The sequence below is a fragment of the Paenarthrobacter sp. 4246 genome (assembly GCF_040546855.1).
Taxonomy (GTDB): domain Bacteria; phylum Actinomycetota; class Actinomycetes; order Actinomycetales; family Micrococcaceae; genus Arthrobacter.
On sequence record NZ_JBEPOP010000001.1, the window covers coordinates 71,250 to 88,060 of the forward strand.

Below are 16,811 nucleotides of genomic sequence, written 5' to 3' on the forward strand. Positions count from 1 at the left end.
ACAGACTCCGGGAAGCGTTGCCGAGGCTGCCTCGAAGAGGAATTCCTGACCGATGAAGAACACGCCGGGAACGTCGTCTGCTACTCCCCTGGTCTGCCTCGGCTCACCCTGTTCGTCGAAGACCGGAAGTTTCACCCATGAGTACTCCCCCTGATACCCCGTGGCGACAGCTTCCGATGACTGCGAGTAGATAATGCCGGACGGAATGGGCGACACTTCGCCGGCGGCCACGTGCGGTTTCCCCGAGGTTCATGAGGTACAGGACCAGCCATGCAGCGCAGCGGGCCGCTCCGGCGATGTCCCCCACGGTCACGTACTCGTCATGTGCCCGCGTCAGATAGGCCACACCTTCCGATTCCCTACCCAGGAGCATGGCAACCGAGGCAACAAGCTCAATGTCCTGGGGAGGCAGGCCGCCCTCGGTATCCGCCCGGGCGAGGCAGGCCAAAGCATCGTTCCAGCGATGCTCGAAGAACGCCGAGCGTCCGAGATCCAAGGTTGTGGCCGGCATAGTCGTTACTCATCCCGCGACCGGGAACAGCCCGGTTGGCGCACCCAAGCCGCCGTATAAGCGTCAGGTTACTGCCGTCGTCGAACGCTCACAATAGCTTGGGCAGGCGCGCCAGCCAGCCGCCTCCAAGACGCACGAAACCCCGGCCACGCGAACGTGGCCGGGGCTCCAGTACAACAGGCTGCTAGTGGCTGTGGCCTGCGTGTGCGTCTTCTTCCTCAGCCGGCTTCTCGGCAACCAGGGTCTCGGTGGTGAGAACCAGGGCAGCGATGGAAGCGGCGTTGCGGAGAGCCGAACGGGTGACCTTGACGGGGTCGATCACGCCAGCGGCGATCAGGTCCTCGTACTCGCCGGACTTGGCGTTGAAGCCGTGGTTGGCTTCCAGCTCGGACACCTTGGCAACAACAACGAAACCGTCGAAGCCGGCGTTCTGGGCGATCCAGCGCAGCGGCTGAACCAGTGCGCGGCGGACGATGCCAACAGCAGCAGCTGCGTCACCTTCCAGCGCCTTGACGGCCGGGGACTCGTCCAGTGCCTTGAGGGCGTGGATGAGAGCGGAACCGCCACCGGAAACGATGCCTTCTTCGAGGGCTGCACGCGTAGAGGAAACAGCGTCCTCGATGCGGTGCTTCTTTTCCTTCAGCTCAACCTCGGTGGCTGCGCCAACCTTGATCACGCCGATGCCGCCGGCCAGCTTGGCAAGGCGTTCCTGCAGCTTTTCCTTATCCCAGTCGGAGTCCGTCCGGGTGAGCTCAGCGCGCAGCTGTGCAACGCGGTCGGCCACGTCCTCAGCCGTGCCGGCGCCGTCAACGATGGTGGTGTTGTCCTTGGTGACCGTGATGCGGCGTGCGGTACCGAGTACCTCAAGGCCAACGGTGTCCAGGCTCAGGCCAAGGTCCGGGGAAACAACCTGGGCGCCCGTGAGCGTGGCGATGTCCTGGAGCATGGCCTTGCGGCGGTCGCCGAAGCCCGGAGCCTTGACGGCAACAACGTTGAGGGTGCCGCGAATGCGGTTGACGATGAGCGTCGAGAGGGCTTCGCCTTCGATGTCTTCGGCAATGATGAAGAGCGGCTTGTTGGCCTGCAGGGCCTTCTCCAACAGCGGCAGGAAGTCCTGCAGCGAGGAGATCTTGCCCTGGTTGATCAGGATGAGGGCGTCCTCGAGGACGGCTTCCTGGCGCTCTGCGTCGGTGACGAAGTACGGGGACAGGTAGCCCTTGTCGAACTGCATGCCTTCGGTGAGGACCAGCTCGGTCTGCGTGGTGGAGGACTCTTCAATGGTGATGACACCGTCCTTGCCAACCTTGCCGAACGCTTCGGCGAGGAGCTCGCCGACCTCGTCGCTCTGCGCGGAGATGGCTGCGACGCTGGCAACCTGGGTGCCTTCAACCTCGCGGGCATTCTCCAGGAGGCGGGCTGCGACGGCTTCAACGGAAACCTCGATGCCGCGCTTGATCTCACCCGGAGCGGCGCCGGCGGCAACGTTGCGCAGGCCTTCCTTGACCAGGGCCTGTGCCAGCACCGTGGCGGTAGTGGTGCCGTCGCCTGCGACGTCGTTGGTCTTGGTGGCTACTTCCTTGGCCAGCTGAGCGCCAAGGTTCTCGTAGGGGTCGTCAAGCTCAACTTCACGCGCGATGGTGACGCCATCGTTGGTGATCGTGGGAGCGCCCCACTTCTTGTCCAGCACGACGTTGCGGCCGCGCGGGCCAAGCGTCACCTTGACAGTGTTGGCGAGCTTGTCGATACCGGCCTCAAGAGACCGGCGGGCAGCATCGTTAAAAGCAAGCTGCTTTGCCATGGTTGTGTCCTTTCAAGACAGAAAACCCGCACCGCTGACGGTCGGAAATGATTTCCAACTCGACGGCGGTGCGGGGCTCCGGGAAGTTACTTTACGACGATCGCAAGGACGTCGCGGGCGGACAGAACGAGGTACTCGTTGCCGCCGGTCTTGACTTCGGTTCCACCGTACTTGGAGTAGATGACGACGTCGCCAACAGCTACGTCAACCGGTACGCGGTTGCCGTTGTCATCGAAACGGCCGGGGCCGATTGCAACAACTTCGCCTTCCTGCGGCTTTTCCTGTGCGGAGTCCGGAATGACCAGGCCGGAAGCCGTGGTCTGCTCTGCTTCGAGCGGGCGAACAACAATACGATCCTCAAGAGGCTTAATCGAGACCGACACTCGGACTCTCCTTTTCATGAGCTGATTCATGGACTAAGAACTAGGGTGCCGGAGCGTACATCCGCCGTCGCGGTGCCGGAAGACGCTTGGCATTTATTAGCACCCTCCGGGGGAGAGTGCTAACTAGACTCTATGTAAATCGTTAGCACTCGGTCAAGGTGAGTGCCAGCATTTCGTCATCGGTGAACGTAGGTCACCGTCCCGTCAGGTCATCCAGGTCGTAGTCCTGGCCGTCGTCATCCTCGTCCAGTGGGGCATTGCCGCGGTTCCGGTACAGGAGCACAGCGGCCGCAACAGCAACGACGCCGGAAATCACCAGGGTGATAATCCCACCAGTGCGGGCGCCGCTGTAGAGCTCGCGGATGTCCCGCGCTTCGTCGGTGGCGTCGTTGACGCTCTTGCCTGCGACGGAATAGGTGGCCGCGTTGAAGGAATCCAAGGCGAAGATGATGATGAGCAAGCCGATGCAGACCACAGCGATCACGGCCCCCGCTATGAGGGCGGGTCGCGCGAACTTCATCATGGTGGAGGGTTGCGGGGCTGCGGTGTCTTCCATGAAAACAACCCTATCCGGCTGATTCGCCCGTCACGTTGTCAAGTGCCGCGCCGTTAGGCTTGATTCCATGCCTCACGCACCGCAGGAACAGATCGCACCCTTGCTGACCACTGAAGGATGGGAACTCCTGGCCTCCTTGGGGCCCTACCGCGAGGCCGACGCTTTCAGCACCAACGCGGATCTCCGCAAAGCCGGCCACTCCGCCGAATTGGTGGCCGCAGTCCTGACGCAATCCCGGCTGCGCACCCGCGCCGAGGCGAAGTTCGGCGAGTTCGCCCGGCAGATGCTGTTCACCCAGGCAGGCTTGGAGCAGGCCACGCGGTTGAACGTCGCTGCCCGGCACGCCGAGCGCTTCGCCAAGGCCGGAATCTCCCATGTGGCCGACCTCGGATGTGGCCTCGGCGCCGATTCCATGGCGATGGCGTCCATGGACATCTCAGTGACAGCCGTTGAGATGGATGAAACCACTGCTGCCTGCGCCACCATCAACCTCATCCCGTTCCCGCACGCCACCGTGGTGCACTCGGATGCCACGTCCGTGGAGCTGGACGGGATCGACGGCGTGTGGTTGGATCCTGCACGCCGCACGACGTCCACATCGGGGACCAAGCGGATTTGGGACCCTGAGGCTTTCTCTCCCCCCTTGTCCTTCGTGGAGAAGCTGGCAGCCACCGGACGTGCCATTGGCGTCAAAATGGGACCCGGCATCCCCCATGATTCCGTGCCCTCCGGCTGCGAGGCCCAATGGGTCTCGGTGGGCGGGGACGTCACCGAAGTGACCTTATGGTTCAACGGCGTAGCCCGCCCTGGCGTGCGCCGGGCGGCCCTGGTCATTGGCAGCCAGGGCGCCGCTGAAATCACCAGCGGCGAGGACTTTGACGCCGGTCCCGCAGCCGCCGTCGGGCCTGTTGAAGGTTTCTTGTACGAACCGGACGGCGCAGTCATCCGCGCAGGTTTGGTAGCAGACATCGCCGAAAGGCTGGGCGGGCATCTGGTGGACGAGCACATCGCCTACATCTGCGCGCCGGAACTGCACGACACTCCTTTTGCCCGAGCCTACAAAGTGCTTGAGGTGATGCCCTACAACGTCAAGGCCCTCAAAGCCTGGGTGAAAAGCAATGGCATCACCGTGCTGGACATTAAGAAGCGTGGCACGGCCGTGACTCCTGAAGAGCTGCGCAAGCAATTGCTTCCCGCCAAACCATCAAAGGGCAAGGATGCAAAAACAGCCACCCTGGTCCTTACCAGGATCGGCGAGGAAAGAGTGGCTGTTGTAGTGGAGCCGGTCACGGCCTAGCACCTCAGCGGCGGGAGAACTCCGAGGCTTCGCGGACCTGTCCAGCAGTGGGGCGCACACCTGTGTAGAGCACAAATTGTTCTTCGGCCTGGATGGCGATGACCTCGGCACCGGTAATGACCTTCTTGCCGGAGTTCCTGGCGGCGGTGATGAGCGGCGTCTCCGAAGGGAGCGCCACGACGTCGAACACCACCTGCGCACCAGCAATGGTGGGGTCATCGAAAGATTGGGCAGCTTCGTCCGCACCCGCCATCCCCAGCGGGGTGACGTTGATGATCAGGTCCGCTGTTGCGCCGTTGACGTCGTCCTGCCACCCGAATCCGTAGAGATCCGCAAGTGCTCGTCCGGTGGTTTCGTTGCGGGCCACGATAGTGACAGCGGTGAACCCTGCGTCCCGGAGCGCTGCGGCAACTGCTTTTGCCATGCCTCCGGCACCCCTGAGAAGGACAGTGTGGCTGCTGGGAACCTGATGGTCCTTCAGGAGCCGGGCAATGGCGATGTAGTCCGTGTTGTAGGCGGTCAGGACGCCGTCGTCGTTGACGATGGTGTTCACCGAATCAATGGCTTGTGCCGACGGGTCCATCACATCAACCAGCGGAATGACCGCTTCCTTGTATGGCATGGACACCGCGGCTCCCCGGATGGGGAGGCCGCGAATGCCCGCTACCGCGAGGTTGATGTCAGTGGGGGCGAATGCCTTGTAAACAAAGTTCAGGCCGAGCAGATCGTACAGATAGTTGTGGAACCTGGTCCCTATATTGCTGGGCCGGGCCGCAAGCGAAATGCACAGGGACATGTCTTTGTTCAGGATTGGCATTCCCCCATTAAACGCCCTCTTGCCAGGGCCGTGTATTCACGGCACCTCTGACAGGCCCGTGAGGTTAGCCCTGGCGCGCCTTCATCCGCGGGTTGTTCTTGTTGATGACGAAAGTACGCCCCCGCCTGCGCACGATCTGGGCGCCGGGGATCTTCTTGAGGGCACGCAGCGAATTCCTGACCTTCATGGTGTTTCTCCTTTGATGTGGGTGTGGGTATTCGGGATTAGAGGGCGTCGCTGAGTTCCAGGGGGTCGTCCCAAACGCCGGAGTCCAGTGTCATTTCGGCCTCCGTCAGTTGGCAGCCATCCAGGAGCTCGCGGATTTCCGTCGGGTCGATGTCCTCGGAACGTCCAGTGATGGCAAGGACGGTGCCGCGGTCGCCGTGGTGTGGGTGCCAGTCCAGGAACGCGTCGACGTCGGAGCCAGCCTTTCCAGCGGCTCCCTCGCCTGGGCCGGACCCTGCAGAGTCGGCCAGCCAGTTTCCGGTACTTTCGAGCCAGACCCTGGGGCCTATGCCCTGGACGGCGATCCGCCGCGTGGGCGCGGAGGCTATCCATAGGCGGCCGCGCAGCCAGTGGGTACCGATGGCCAGCTGTGGCAGCGCCTCCCGGAAGCGTCCGGGGTGAAGGGGACGGCCCGTTTTGTGGAGCACGGTCCGGAAGGGCCCCGGCGTTTCGCTCAAGGGCACACGCACGACGCCGGGCCGGTTACGTGCCGCTGCTTCAGCATCGTCGAAGCACCCCGGCCGGAATACCCCAGCCGATCCGACAACGTTGGCATGGGGCGCCAACTGACCCAGCAGTTCCAAGCCAACCAGCCATGCCTCCGATCCTTCACGCGGATCCCCGGCCAGGACCGCCCCCAGACCCGGGGAAACCATCACAGTGTCCACTTGCCCGAACTCACCGATCAGGAATTCGCCACTGGTGCGCTCATCCTGGGGCATGGACGTGAAGCCGGATTCGAACAGGGTGTGGCGGTCCCAGATGTGGTCATCCAAATCCGCCGGGTCAATGGCCAGCACTGCATTGTCCATGACAGCCGGCCGGCTGAGTCCACGGCGAAGTTCTGCGACGGCCATTCCGGCGGCGACTCCCGGCGGGAGGCCGAGAACCACGTGGTCAAAGCCGCAGGCGGCGAGGCGCTCCGCCGTCGGGACTACGTCAAGCCGGACGGTGCAGCTGAGGCAACCATGCTCCAGGACCGTGGTCTCGCGTTCAAACAGCTGACCGCCCCTGTAAACGCGCCGGAGGACCAGGGACCCGTCAAGGAGATCGTGAAGGACCACCACAGAGTTCTCATGGGTTCGGCCGAGCCTTGAGGTGGCTGCCTCGCGGCATTGGCTGTCCAGGGAGCTGACTACTGTGAGGTGCATGGCTTGAGTCTAATGCGAACAGTTCTCATTAGCAAGTAGCGGCAGGCTTCGACGGTGTTTCCCGTCGATATCACCGGCGTTCCGGCTGCATTAGACTTGATCCGACCGCTGGCGGCCCCACAGCGGGGACCTGTACCCGGCTGACACCAAACAATGAGGGGACTACGTGCAGATTGATTTTGCGCCATCCAGGCAATCGACACTGGGTGTGGAATGGGAGTTGGCGCTCGTCAATGCACGTACCGGGGAACTGGTATCGGTCGCGAACGATGTCCTGAAGGGCGTCGCCGCCAACCACCCGGACCTCAATGAGGACGACGAACACCCCCATATCAAGCGCGAGCTGCTCCTCAACACCGTTGAACTTGTCACCGGCATCTGCGAGACCGTCAAGGACGCCAAAGAGGACCTTGGCCGTTCCCTCGCCGCAGTCCGCGAAGTCACCGATCCCATGGGCGTTGAAGTGTTCTGCGCCGGCAGCCACCCCTTCAGCCCTCCCCTGCTCCAGCCCGTCACGGACAAAGAGCGCTACGCCAAACTGATTGAGCGGACCCAATGGTGGGGACGCCAAATGGTCATCTACGGCGTCCACGTCCACGTGGGCATCGACCACCGGGACAAAGTCCTCCCCATCCTCGACGGCCTGGTCAACTACTTCCCGCACTTCCAGGCACTGTCCGCCTCCAGCCCGTACTGGGCAGGGGAGGAAACCGGGTACGCCTCCCAGCGTGCTCTCATGTTCCAGCAGCTCCCTACCGCGGGGTTGCCCTTCCAGTTCGAAACCTGGGAGGCATACGAGTCTTACGTCCAGGACATGTTCACCACCGGAGTCATCGACTCAACATCGGAGATCCGCTGGGACATCCGCCCCGTCTCAAACCTGGGCACCATCGAAATGCGCATCTGCGATGGCCTGGCCACGCTTGAAGAAGTAGGCGCCATTGCTGCCCTGACCCAGTGTCTGGTGGACGAGTTCTCTTCCATCCTGGACGCCGGCGGCAGCATCCCCACCATGCCGCCATGGCATGTTCAGGAGAACAAGTGGCGTGCCGCGCGGTACGGCATGGAAGCCATCATCATCCTCGACGCCGAGGGCAACGAGCAGCTGGTCACCGAACACCTCGCGGAAACCGTTGCGCGGCTTGAACCTGTGGCGGAAAAGCTGGGTTGCTCCGAGGAACTGGCAGACGTCCTGAAAATCATCGAACGTGGAGCCAGCTACCAGCGTCAACGGCGTGTTGCTGCTGAGCACAACGGGGACCTGCAGGCAGTGGTCATGGACCTCGTGCAGCAAATGCGCAAGGGGCCGGACGCCTCGTAGGTGGAGACTGTGCCTGCTTGGGCGCGAACCTAGGCAGGCACAGAAACCGTAGTTACCGGCATGGAGGAATCCGGCGCAAACGCTATTCCGCTCGGTCCAATACCGGCCATGATCAGTTGGGCACCGAGGGCCGCCACCATGGCACCGTTGTCCGTGCAAAGGTCCAGCGGCGGAACGTGAAGCGTGATCCCGGCCGACGCACAGCGTTGCCCGGTCAGTTCCCGAAGCCGTGAGTTGGCTGCGACTCCCCCACCCAGCAACACATCGGTGATGCCGTGCTCCTTGCAGGCCAGAACGGCTTTGGAACTGATCACGTCCACCACGGCTTCCTGGAACGCCGCGGCGATGTCTGCCACGGGCACTTCCTCGCCACGGGCCTCGAACTGTTCAACGCACCGGGCCACCGCCGTTTTCAGGCCGCTGAAAGACCAGTCATAGCGGTGCGGGCCCTTCTCCTCCGCCGTACCCATGTATTTGGGCTGCGAGAGGCCGCGCGGGAAGCGGATGGATTTGGGATTGCCGTGGCGTGCCAGTTTGTCGATGACAGGTCCACCCGGGTAGCCGAGGCCAAGGATGCGGGCCACCTTGTCGTAGGCTTCACCCGCGGCGTCGTCGATGGTTGAGCCCAGCAACTCAACATCATCGGTGATGCTCCGGATCCGCAGTATTTCCGTGTGCCCACCAGATACCAGCAGCGCGCCGAGGTTCTCGGGCAACTTTCCGGCACCCAGGCCGGCGGCAGCCCCGGCGTCGTGCTTGCCATCCGGTGATGTCCGCGCATCCAGCAGCCCCACGCCAACGTGCGCCACCAAGTGGTTAATGGCGTACAGCGGTTTGCCAGTGGCAACAGCCAACGCCTTCGCGGCACAGACCCCCACCATCAGCGCGCCGGCGAGGCCGGGTCCCGACGTGACGGCAATTGCATCAATGTCGTCCAACGTGACACCAGCCTCATGCAGGGATTCCTGCAAGGTGGGCACAAACGCGTCCAGGTGCGCGCGCGATGCGATCTCCGGGATGACGCCACCAAAACGTACATGCTCTTCCATGGACGAGGACACCGTGTTGGTGAGCAGCATGGTGCCACGCACGATCCCTACGCCGGTCTCGTCGCAGGAGGACTCAATGCCGAGCACCAATGGTTGCTTGGGCTGTTCCGGATGAGCGCCGCTCACGCTGTGTCTCCTTCGTGGGGTTCGTTCAGTTCAAGCCGCATGATCAGTGCATCCGCGCCGTCCCGGTAGTAGCGGGGCCGGACGTGGATCTGCTCGAAGCCGAACCGCACGTACAGTCGCTGGGCCCGGGGGTTGTCTGCCCGGACCTCCAGCAGGACGTCCGCCGCCCGGCGCCGTCGCGCTTCGTCGATAAGTTCGGTCAAGACGGCGGAGCCGATGCCCTTGCCTTCAAACTCAGGCACGACGGCGATCGTTTGGACGTCCGCGATCGGCTCGATGCACATCAAACCTGCATAAGCCACGATCTCCCCGGCGACCTCAGCCACCACATAACGGCGGGTTTCGGGCTGCGCCAATTCATCGAAGAACATCTGCAACGGCCAGGCGTCCACGGGGAACAACCGGCGCTCCAGGGTCTCCACTGCCGGGATATCGGCCTCTGTCATGTCGCGCAGGGAAACCCCTGCGAGCTCAAGCTTGGGTGACAATTTCACAGTTCGCGTCCCATCACAGCGCACGCTTCCGGGGCCCGGGAACCTGCGCGTCGGATTCCCGCAGATACAGCGGAGTGGAGTCCAGCAGCGCCTGCCCGGCGGTGAGCTTGGCCAAGGCAAACTGACCCAGCGATGCTGCGTCCGGCTGGGTCCTGGCAAAGTCCTCGTTGGCCTTCAGGACCTCGGCGTACAAACCTGCGCCGGCACCGAACACCGGCAAATCCGGAAGCCCGGAAGCGAAACCCACATGCGGCCCGTCAACAAGCTCTGGCAGTTGGCCGTCTGCCAAGGTGTAGCGCGCCCAGTAAACCTCCTTGCGCCTGGCATCGGTGGCCACCAGGAATTCAGGAGCAGCGGACGTGGACCCGGCCACTTCAAGGGCGATCGCATCCAGGCTCATCAGGCCATACAGGGGCTTGTTCCAGACGAAAGCCAAGGTTCGGGCGGTCGCAATGCCGGAGCGCAGGCCCGTGAAGGGGCCCGGTCCCACTCCGGTGACGATTGCATCGATATCGGCGCCCGTGACTCCCGCTCCTGCCAGGAGCTTTTCGATCCCGGGAGCCAGGACTTCGGCATGGCTGCGGGTGTCCTCAGTAGCGAAGGAATCCACCACGCCTTCCATGGCGTCGTCGGAAATCAGTGCGGCACTGGCCACCGCGGAGGTGTCTATGGCCAGGATCAGCATCAGTTGCCCTTCTCTGGTGACGTGGTTTCGAGCACTCGCGGAGCTTCGGTCCAGCGGGGACCGTATCCACGGAAAACAAGGCTGCGGGGTTCGTCGTCGTCATCGGTATCGAAGTCCATGACGTCCCCGGCTGCTCCGGTGGTGGTTCCCGGGCTTTCCCCACCAACAGAGCGGTGCAGTTCGACCTCCAGGCGGCTGTCCGAGAGGTGCTCCACCCGGTCCCGGCCCCATTCCACCACGGTCACCGCGGTGTCCATGGTGTTCTCCAGATCGATGTCGTCGATCTCCGCGGCCGATTCCAGCCGGTAGGCATCCACATGGACCAGGTCTGGGCCGCCGGGTCTGGGGCCATCGGCCAGATTGGGGTGGATCCTGACCAACACAAACGTGGGGGAAATGATACCGGCGCGGACGCCAAGGCCTTCGCCCAGCCCTTGGGTGAACGTCGTCTTACCCGCTCCCAGTTCGCCGGTCAGGACCAAGAGATCCCCGGCCTCAAGCACCCCACCCAAAGCTGCTGCGAGCGCATGCGTCTGCTCCGCCGTCGTGACCGTCAACGTGCGCTCCCATTGGGGTTCGCTCACAGCACTGCCGTCTCTGTCGCGTGGCCGGCAGCCTCGTGGGCCCCTGCCTGCGCAGGCACCTCGTTAATGTAAGTGCGTGGCACGCGTTGGCTGATGCGGGTAACAATTTCATAGTTGTTGGTCCCCGCGGCCGCCGCCCAATCGTCAGCCGTGGGACCGCCGTCGGCACCGTCGCCGAGCATGACGGCCTCCGCGCCTTTGAAAGCGGCTGCCTCTTCGGCCGTCAGTGCTCCAAGGTCGATGACCATCTGGTCCATCGCGATCCTGCCCACTACCGGGTAGTTGGTGCCGTTGACGCGGACCGGGCCGCCGGTGCCAATGCGCGGGACACCATCGGCATAGCCCAAGGGCACCAGGCCCAGCGTGCTTTCCCCGCTGGTCCGGTAGTTGAGGCCGTAGGAGACGCCCTGGCCGGTAGGCACCTTCTTGCAGTTGGACAGGAGCGTGCGGACCGTCATGGCCGGGTGTAGGCCAAGCTCAGCGGACGTAGCCCCTTCGAAGGGCGAGAGTCCGTAGATGCCGAGGCCCACACGCACAAGATCGAAGTGTGAGTCAGGGCGGGACAGCGCGGCAGGGGTGTTGGCGATATGCCGGACTTCCATGTCCACTCCGGCGTCCTCGGCCATGGCGATTGCCTCACGGAAGACGGCCAGTTGCTCATCGGTTTCCGGGCGGTGCGGCTCGTCAGCTACGGCGAGGTGGGAGAAGATACCCACCACTCGCAACAGGCCTTGATCCTGGTACTCCATGGCCTGGCCAACCAATTGGTCCCAATCGGCAATGGGGCAGCCGTTACGTCCCAGGCCGGTGTCCACCTTGAGGTGGACGCGTGCGGGCCGTTCCTGTTCGCGGGCTGCCGCGACCACGGCGTCCAACTCCCAGCCGGAAATTCCGACGTCGACGCCGGCGGCGACTGCCGCTTGGAAGTTGCTTTCACGGGTGTGCAGCCAGGCGAGCAACGGGGCATCCACTCCGGCGGCGCGCAAGGCGAGCGCCTCGGAGATGTGCGCGACACCGAGCCAGGCGGCCCCGGCGTCGAGCGCTGCACGTGCCACCTGGACGGCTCCGTGACCGTAAGCGTCCGCCTTCACTACGGCCATGACCGTAGCAGGGGACGCGATGGCGACGAACTGACGCACGTTGTGCCGCACGGCTTCGAGGTCAATCACGGCGGAGCGTTCCAGCACCGCCGACTTTGCTATGGAGGCTTTCGACCCGATACCGATATCTGCAGCTGCTTCGTAAGTCACCCTAGAGATTCTAGTGGTGCCGGTGAATTCGGGTTAACTGCCGGCCAGCCGGCGCCCCGCTCCGCCTTGAGATTGCGCATCGTCATTGCGCATCACTACTGCGCGTCCGACAAATGCGCGATCGTTGCCCCTGCGCGTCGCTGCGCTTCCGCCGGGATGTCTTTGACTATGGGTTCCAAGAACGCAAAGCGCCGAAGCCACTGGCTGGATTGGCGTTCCTTCCGCGCGTTGGCCCGCTGCCACCAGTCGGCGATGTCGCCCCACCCGGGGGCCGCCAGCGAACCACCCACTTCCTGGACGGCCAGGGAGGCACAGAGGTTGGCGAACCGGAGCCGGTCCCCCAACCTCCACCCTGCCAAGCACCCCACAATGAAGGCAGCCCCAAAACAGTCGCCCGCACCGGTGGGATCGTAGGCGGACACCGGCAGGGAAGGCACCCATTCCTCCTCGCCGGTCTCGGAGTCCACCGCCACGGCTCCCTGCGGGCCGAGCGTCACCACGGCAACGGGCACCCGGTCTGCCAAGGAGTACAGCGCCGCCCATGGGTCCGCCTTGCCGGTAAAGGCCATGGCTTCGGGCGCGTTTGGCAGGAAGGCATGGAAGTTCTCCAAAAGATCCAGGCGCCGTTCGGACCACTCCCCCGTGGGATCCCAGCCCACCACGCCAAAAAGCTTGGTGCCCGCTTCCTTGGCCGCCAGCATCCACGGCTCCATTTCCTCACCGAGGTCAGCGACGGCGGCGAGCGCCTTGGGCGGTTGTCCTATCAGCTCGGACGAACTAACAGGGGCGGGGTGCCCGTGGGTGACCATGGACCGGTCCTGGTTGACGCAGAGGGAAACTGTGACGGGTGAGTGCCAGCCCGGTACCTTTCTGGACAGCGAGAGGTCCACGTGTTCCTGGCCTTCAAGGATCTGCCAGTTGTAGTCGCCGTAGCCGTCGTCCCCGAAGGTCGCGGCGAGATTGGTGCGCAGGCCCAGGCGCGCAGCGGCGATGGCTTGGTTGGCTACCCCGCCCGGGCAGCTTCCCATGCCCTCGCTCCAGATCTCCGTGCCCGGTTCGGGCGAGTGCGGAAGACCCGTGAAGATGATGTCCTGGAAGACCGTTCCGGTCAGGAGGAGGTCGCACTGCTGGTCCGCAGTGGACCGTAGGGAAGCAAGGGGATCAAAACGTCGCTGGGGCATAGCGTCCATGCACCGCAGACTACGCTGCACCGTACTGGGCTGCATAGATGTGGAGGCCTGCATAGACTCGGGTCATGCGGCTCATGATTGCCGGCGGCGGCGGCTTCCGGGTACCCCTTGTCTACCGGGCTTTATGTGCGGGTCCGTTCGCCGGGCTGGTGGAAGAGCTGGTGCTGTACGACGTCGACGCCGCACGGCTCGCAGCCATTGAGGCCGTGATTGGAGACATGCCCCCGGCGGGCGGTTCCACGCCCGTCGTCGTAGTTTCCACGGACCTTCGGGAGGCCCTCACAGGGGCGGACATGGTCTTTGCTGCCATCCGGCACGGTGGCACTGTTGGAAGGATCTCCGACGAACGCGTGGCCCTGGACCTGGGCCTGCTTGGGCAGGAAACCACAGGCGCCGGCGGCATCTCCTATGCTCTCCGTTCCATCCCCCGCATGCTGGAACTCGCCGAGGCGATGCGACGCCACTGCCCCGAGGCGTGGCTCATCAATTTCACCAACCCCGCCGGCATGGTCACCGAAGCACTGGAGCCAGTGCTGGGGCGCAAAGTGATCGGTATCTGCGATTCCGCCGGTGGTCTGGTCCAACGGGCGGCCAGGGCTGTTGGCGCGCCGCTGGCAGAAGGAACGCTCGACGGCGTGGGCTACTTCGGGCTGAACCACCTCGGCTGGCTGTATCGGCTGGCACCCGGCGGGCAGGATCTGTTGCCGGTCCTGCTTTCGGACCATACCGCCCTTGAGTCCATGGAAGAGGGCAGGCTGTTTGGGCAGCACACCCTGCTGCAGCTTGGCTGCCTGCCCAACGAATACCTTTACTACTACTACCAAACGGCACAGGCTACCGACGCCATCCGCCGGCAGCAGGAAACGCGGGGAGTGTCCATACATCACCAGCAGAGTGCCCTGTATCCGGCCTTGGCCAGGGCCCCGCACGCCTTTGAGCTCTGGGACAGCGCCCGCCGGTCCCGCGAGGAAGGTTACCTGGCCGAGGCCCGCACGCAAGGAGAGCAACGGGACGAGTCTGATCTCGCAGGCGGTGGCTATGAGCGCGTGGCGTTGTCCGTGATGCGGGCACTGTCAGGCCGGGGTTCTGCCCAGCTGATTCTGAACGTGCCCAACTCGCCGGTGTCGCCAGCAGGCGGCCCGGGCACAGCGGACGTGGCCGTGCCCGGGCTGCCGGCGGACGCCGTCGTCGAGGTTCCCTGCGAGGTAACGCCCGACGGCGCGTTGCCGCTTGCGCAGGAACGGCCGGGCGGGCAGTTCCTCACGCTGATGCAGCACGTCAAGGAGGTGGAACGACTCACTATCCGCGCCGTGGTGCATGGAGAGCGCAGCGCTGCCGTGGGTGCCTTCGCGGCGCATCCCTTGATCGGATCGGCGGAGCTGGGCGAACTACTCCTCACCGGGTACGAGGCAGCCTTTCCCGAACTGGCGCAGTTGTGGGGCCCTACAGCTTCCGGTACATAACGTGCAGGCCGACGTACCCGATCTCCGGGTGGTCAAAGGCCTCCGGGACCGTAGCGAGGATCCGGAAGCCCATGGACTGCCACAGCCACACTGCCCGGACGTTGCTCTCCACCACGGCGTTGTACTGCATGGCGTAGAAGCCCGCCGCCTTGGCCTCACTCAGCGAATAAGCGCAGAGGGCGCGGGCGATGCCCTGGCCTGAGTTGTTGGCCCCCACCATGTACCCGGCGTTGGCAATGTGGTTGCCGCCACCGGCTTGGTTGGCGTGGAACTCTCCTGTTCCCAGGATCTGGCCCGAGTCCTTGCCCACGGCCACGAACGTCTGGCCGGGAGCGTCCTTGGTCCACTTGTTCCTGGCCGCTTCCTCGGAGGTGTCGCGATCCCAGGTGAAGGTCTCGCCGGCCCGGATAACCGGCTCCAGGATGGCCCAGATACCGGGCCAGTCTTCAGGAGTGGCTTTGCGGATGTCGAAAGTCTGTTCTTGGCTCACAGCGGCCACGCTAGCAGCCTTGTCCACATCACCGGGTTGCCGTGGGGTGGCTTTGATCAGCAGGAGTAGTGTTTTCTGCAGGGCAAAGGCGTGTTGGCTGTTTGCTGTTTGCTGTGAGTGTCAGGAGGAATGCGGTGCCGTTGATCCGTCGTGTGGCGTTCCTGTCCTTGCACACCTCCCCCATGGAGCAGCCGGGGGCCGGAGATGCCGGTGGGATGAACGTCTACGTACGGGCGTTGGCCATGGCACTCGCGGAGTCCGGGGTGGAGGTGGAGATCTTTACCCGTTCCACCAAAGCGGGCCAACCCGCCGTCGAACATCCAGGTCCCGGCGTCTGCGTCCACAACGTCATGGCCGGGCCGCGCCGGAAACTGCCCAAAGAAGAATTGCCTGCCCTCCTGCATCAGATGGTGGAAGAAATCGACAGGATCCGGGGAAGCCAACTTCACGGCCGCTACGATGCCATCCATTCGCACTACTGGGTTTCCGGGGTGGCAGGTCTTGAGTTGTCCCAGCTCTGGGGTGTTCCGCTGGTCCACACCATGCACACCATGGCCAAGGTCAAAAACCTGGTCCTCGAATCCGGTGAACGCCCCGAGCCCCGGCGCCGCGAGGAGGGTGAGCAGCGGATCGTGGATGGCGCAGACCGGCTGGTGGCCAACACTCCAGCGGAGGCCGAAGAACTGGTTTCCCACTACGGGGCCGATCTTGACCGGATCGACGTCGCCCCTCCGGGCGTGGACCTCAAAGTGTTCACACCGTCCTTCCGGCGGAAGTCACGATCCTTGCGGGATGTTAGGCCCGACAGTTTCCATATCCTCTTCGCCGGCCGCATCCAGCGGCTCAAGGGCCCCCAGGTGTTCGTCAAAGCCGCGGGAATCCTTCGCATGCGCCGGCCGGACATAGACCTTGAGATGACTATCCTGGGATCTCTTAGCGGGGCCAAGGATTTCAACCTTCAGCACATCATTGAAGACGCCGGGCTGGCCGACGTCGTCACTCACCGGCCGCCTGTAGTGGCGCCGGAGCTGGCCAGTTGGTTCCGTTCAGCAGACGTCGTGGTCATGCCGTCGTTCAGCGAATCCTTCGGTTTGGTGGCCTTGGAAGCACAGGCGTGCGGTACACCTGTGGTGGCTACCAACGTCGGTGGCCTGTCCCGCGCCATTTCCGACGGGCGCACGGGCATCCTGGTGGACGGGCACGACCCCTCTGACTGGGCAAACGCCTTGGAAGACCTCTACGACGACGTCCAGACCCGGGAAGACATGGGCCGGCTGGCGGCCACCCACGCCGAATCCTTCGGATGGCAGCGGACGGCAGCCATTACCTTGGAAAGCTACCGCGAAGCCGTAGGTGGACTGCTGGTTCCCCGGCGCTGAGTCTTCGCTGAATCCCCCGCCGGGACTGATAGATTGTCGCGC

At 63.9% G+C, this 16,811-nt stretch carries 18 protein-coding genes; 4 read left to right on the top strand and 14 right to left on the bottom strand.

Going from position 1 to position 16,811, the window contains the following annotated elements; translation table 11 throughout:
* Positions 1–103: 103 nt before the first annotated feature.
* From ABIE35_RS00330 to ABIE35_RS00345, 4 genes are all read right to left on the bottom strand, one after another.
* Complete coding sequence (locus tag ABIE35_RS00330; protein ID WP_354511905.1) at positions 104–511, bottom strand: hypothetical protein; 408 nt, start codon at positions 509–511, stop codon at positions 104–106.
* Positions 512–695: 184 nt separating this feature from the next.
* Entirely contained in the window at positions 696–2,309 is a 1,614-nt protein-coding gene (groL, locus tag ABIE35_RS00335) for a chaperonin GroEL (RefSeq protein WP_089595752.1), read from the bottom strand.
* Between the two features lie 86 nt (positions 2,310–2,395).
* On the bottom strand, positions 2,396–2,692 hold the full coding sequence (gene groES, locus ABIE35_RS00340; protein ID WP_011775524.1) for a co-chaperone GroES: 297 nt from the start codon (positions 2,690–2,692) through the stop codon (positions 2,396–2,398).
* 193 nt (positions 2,693–2,885) lie between these two features.
* Positions 2,886–3,248, bottom strand: coding sequence for a hypothetical protein (locus ABIE35_RS00345; RefSeq protein ID WP_354511906.1), 363 nt, complete (start codon positions 3,246–3,248; stop codon positions 2,886–2,888).
* 67 nt (positions 3,249–3,315) lie between these two features.
* Here ABIE35_RS00345 and ABIE35_RS00350 point away from each other — a divergent pair, with 67 nt between their 5' ends.
* Entirely contained in the window at positions 3,316–4,545 is a 1,230-nt protein-coding gene (locus ABIE35_RS00350; protein ID WP_354511908.1) for a THUMP-like domain-containing protein, read from the top strand.
* 4 nt (positions 4,546–4,549) lie between these two features.
* Here the strand turns inward: ABIE35_RS00350 and ABIE35_RS00355 are convergent, their stop codons facing one another.
* The 3 genes from ABIE35_RS00355 to ABIE35_RS00365 all read right to left on the bottom strand — a co-directional run bounded on the left by ABIE35_RS00355 (position 4,550) and on the right by ABIE35_RS00365 (position 6,738).
* A complete protein-coding gene (locus tag ABIE35_RS00355; protein ID WP_354511910.1) occupies positions 4,550–5,362 on the bottom strand; it encodes a shikimate 5-dehydrogenase in 813 nt (270 codons plus the stop codon).
* A 64-nt stretch (positions 5,363–5,426) separates the two neighbouring features.
* Positions 5,427–5,549, bottom strand: a complete 123-nt coding sequence (gene ykgO / locus ABIE35_RS00360) for a type B 50S ribosomal protein L36 (RefSeq protein ID WP_011775528.1) — start codon at positions 5,547–5,549, stop codon at positions 5,427–5,429.
* A gap of 37 nt (positions 5,550–5,586) precedes the next feature.
* Positions 5,587–6,738 carry a GTP-binding protein gene (locus tag ABIE35_RS00365; RefSeq protein ID WP_354511912.1) on the bottom strand — a complete coding sequence of 384 codons (1,152 nt, stop codon included), beginning with the start codon at positions 6,736–6,738 and terminating at the stop codon, positions 5,587–5,589.
* A 166-nt stretch (positions 6,739–6,904) separates the two neighbouring features.
* Here ABIE35_RS00365 and ABIE35_RS00370 point away from each other — a divergent pair, with 166 nt between their 5' ends.
* Entirely contained in the window at positions 6,905–8,059 is a 1,155-nt protein-coding gene (locus ABIE35_RS00370) for a glutamate--cysteine ligase (RefSeq protein WP_354511913.1), read from the top strand.
* 29 nt (positions 8,060–8,088) lie between these two features.
* On the opposite strand, the gene tsaD is transcribed toward ABIE35_RS00370, so the two are convergent.
* From tsaD to ABIE35_RS00400, 6 genes are all read right to left on the bottom strand, one after another.
* On the bottom strand, positions 8,089–9,234 hold the full coding sequence (gene tsaD, locus ABIE35_RS00375) for a tRNA (adenosine(37)-N6)-threonylcarbamoyltransferase complex transferase subunit TsaD (RefSeq protein WP_354511914.1): 1,146 nt from the start codon (positions 9,232–9,234) through the stop codon (positions 8,089–8,091).
* Complete coding sequence (rimI, locus tag ABIE35_RS00380) at positions 9,231–9,728, bottom strand: ribosomal protein S18-alanine N-acetyltransferase (protein WP_354511916.1); 498 nt, start codon at positions 9,726–9,728, stop codon at positions 9,231–9,233. The genes tsaD and rimI overlap by 4 nt, the downstream gene beginning before the upstream one ends.
* 13 nt (positions 9,729–9,741) lie before the next feature.
* Positions 9,742–10,413 carry a tRNA (adenosine(37)-N6)-threonylcarbamoyltransferase complex dimerization subunit type 1 TsaB gene (gene tsaB / locus ABIE35_RS00385; RefSeq protein ID WP_354511918.1) on the bottom strand — a complete coding sequence of 224 codons (672 nt, stop codon included), beginning with the start codon at positions 10,411–10,413 and terminating at the stop codon, positions 9,742–9,744.
* Positions 10,413–10,997 (bottom strand): tRNA (adenosine(37)-N6)-threonylcarbamoyltransferase complex ATPase subunit type 1 TsaE, encoded by a 585-nt coding sequence (gene tsaE, locus ABIE35_RS00390; RefSeq protein WP_354511920.1) that lies wholly within the window; start codon positions 10,995–10,997, stop codon positions 10,413–10,415. The genes tsaB and tsaE overlap by 1 nt, the downstream gene beginning before the upstream one ends.
* Positions 10,994–12,247, bottom strand: coding sequence for an alanine racemase (gene alr / locus ABIE35_RS00395; protein ID WP_354511921.1), 1,254 nt, complete (start codon positions 12,245–12,247; stop codon positions 10,994–10,996). The genes tsaE and alr overlap by 4 nt, the downstream gene beginning before the upstream one ends.
* A gap of 95 nt (positions 12,248–12,342) precedes the next feature.
* Complete coding sequence (locus ABIE35_RS00400; RefSeq protein WP_354511923.1) at positions 12,343–13,437, bottom strand: carbohydrate kinase family protein; 1,095 nt, start codon at positions 13,435–13,437, stop codon at positions 12,343–12,345.
* Between the two features lie 65 nt (positions 13,438–13,502).
* On the opposite strand from ABIE35_RS00400, the gene ABIE35_RS00405 reads away from it, so the two are divergent.
* Positions 13,503–14,900: a 6-phospho-beta-glucosidase gene (locus ABIE35_RS00405; RefSeq protein ID WP_354511925.1), complete on the top strand. Its 1,398-nt coding sequence runs from the start codon at positions 13,503–13,505 to the stop codon at positions 14,898–14,900.
* Here the strand turns inward: ABIE35_RS00405 and ABIE35_RS00410 are convergent.
* The gene (locus ABIE35_RS00410) at positions 14,881–15,399 is read right to left on the bottom strand and encodes a GNAT family N-acetyltransferase (protein ID WP_354511927.1); all 519 of its coding nucleotides are present in this window, start codon (positions 15,397–15,399) and stop codon (positions 14,881–14,883) included. The two genes, ABIE35_RS00405 and ABIE35_RS00410, sit on opposite strands and share 20 nt — an antisense overlap.
* Positions 15,400–15,524: 125 nt before the next feature.
* On the opposite strand from ABIE35_RS00410, the gene mshA reads away from it, so the two are divergent.
* Entirely contained in the window at positions 15,525–16,769 is a 1,245-nt protein-coding gene (gene mshA, locus ABIE35_RS00415) for a D-inositol-3-phosphate glycosyltransferase (RefSeq protein ID WP_354511928.1), read from the top strand.
* The last annotated feature ends 42 nt before the right edge of the window (positions 16,770–16,811 follow it).

What these genes read in the sequence shown, in the direction of transcription:
- ABIE35_RS00330 (WP_354511905.1), bottom strand. Translation starts at nt 511, where the DNA reads ATGCCGGCCACAACCTTGGATCTCGGACGCTCGGCGTTCTTCGAGCAT.
- groL (WP_089595752.1), bottom strand. Translation starts at nt 2,309, where the DNA reads ATGGCAAAGCAGCTTGCTTTTAACGATGCTGCCCGCCGGTCTCTTGAG.
- ABIE35_RS00345 (WP_354511906.1), bottom strand. Translation starts at nt 3,248, where the DNA reads ATGGAAGACACCGCAGCCCCGCAACCCTCCACCATGATGAAGTTCGCG.
- ABIE35_RS00350 (WP_354511908.1), top strand. Translation starts at nt 3,316, where the DNA reads ATGCCTCACGCACCGCAGGAACAGATCGCACCCTTGCTGACCACTGAA.
- ABIE35_RS00355 (WP_354511910.1), bottom strand. Translation starts at nt 5,362, where the DNA reads ATGCCAATCCTGAACAAAGACATGTCCCTGTGCATTTCGCTTGCGGCC.
- ykgO (WP_011775528.1), bottom strand. Translation starts at nt 5,549, where the DNA reads ATGAAGGTCAGGAATTCGCTGCGTGCCCTCAAGAAGATCCCCGGCGCC.
- ABIE35_RS00365 (WP_354511912.1), bottom strand. Translation starts at nt 6,738, where the DNA reads ATGCACCTCACAGTAGTCAGCTCCCTGGACAGCCAATGCCGCGAGGCA.
- tsaB (WP_354511918.1), bottom strand. Translation starts at nt 10,413, where the DNA reads ATGCTGATCCTGGCCATAGACACCTCCGCGGTGGCCAGTGCCGCACTG.
- ABIE35_RS00400 (WP_354511923.1), bottom strand. Translation starts at nt 13,437, where the DNA reads ATGGACGCTATGCCCCAGCGACGTTTTGATCCCCTTGCTTCCCTACGG.
- ABIE35_RS00405 (WP_354511925.1), top strand. Translation starts at nt 13,503, where the DNA reads ATGCGGCTCATGATTGCCGGCGGCGGCGGCTTCCGGGTACCCCTTGTC.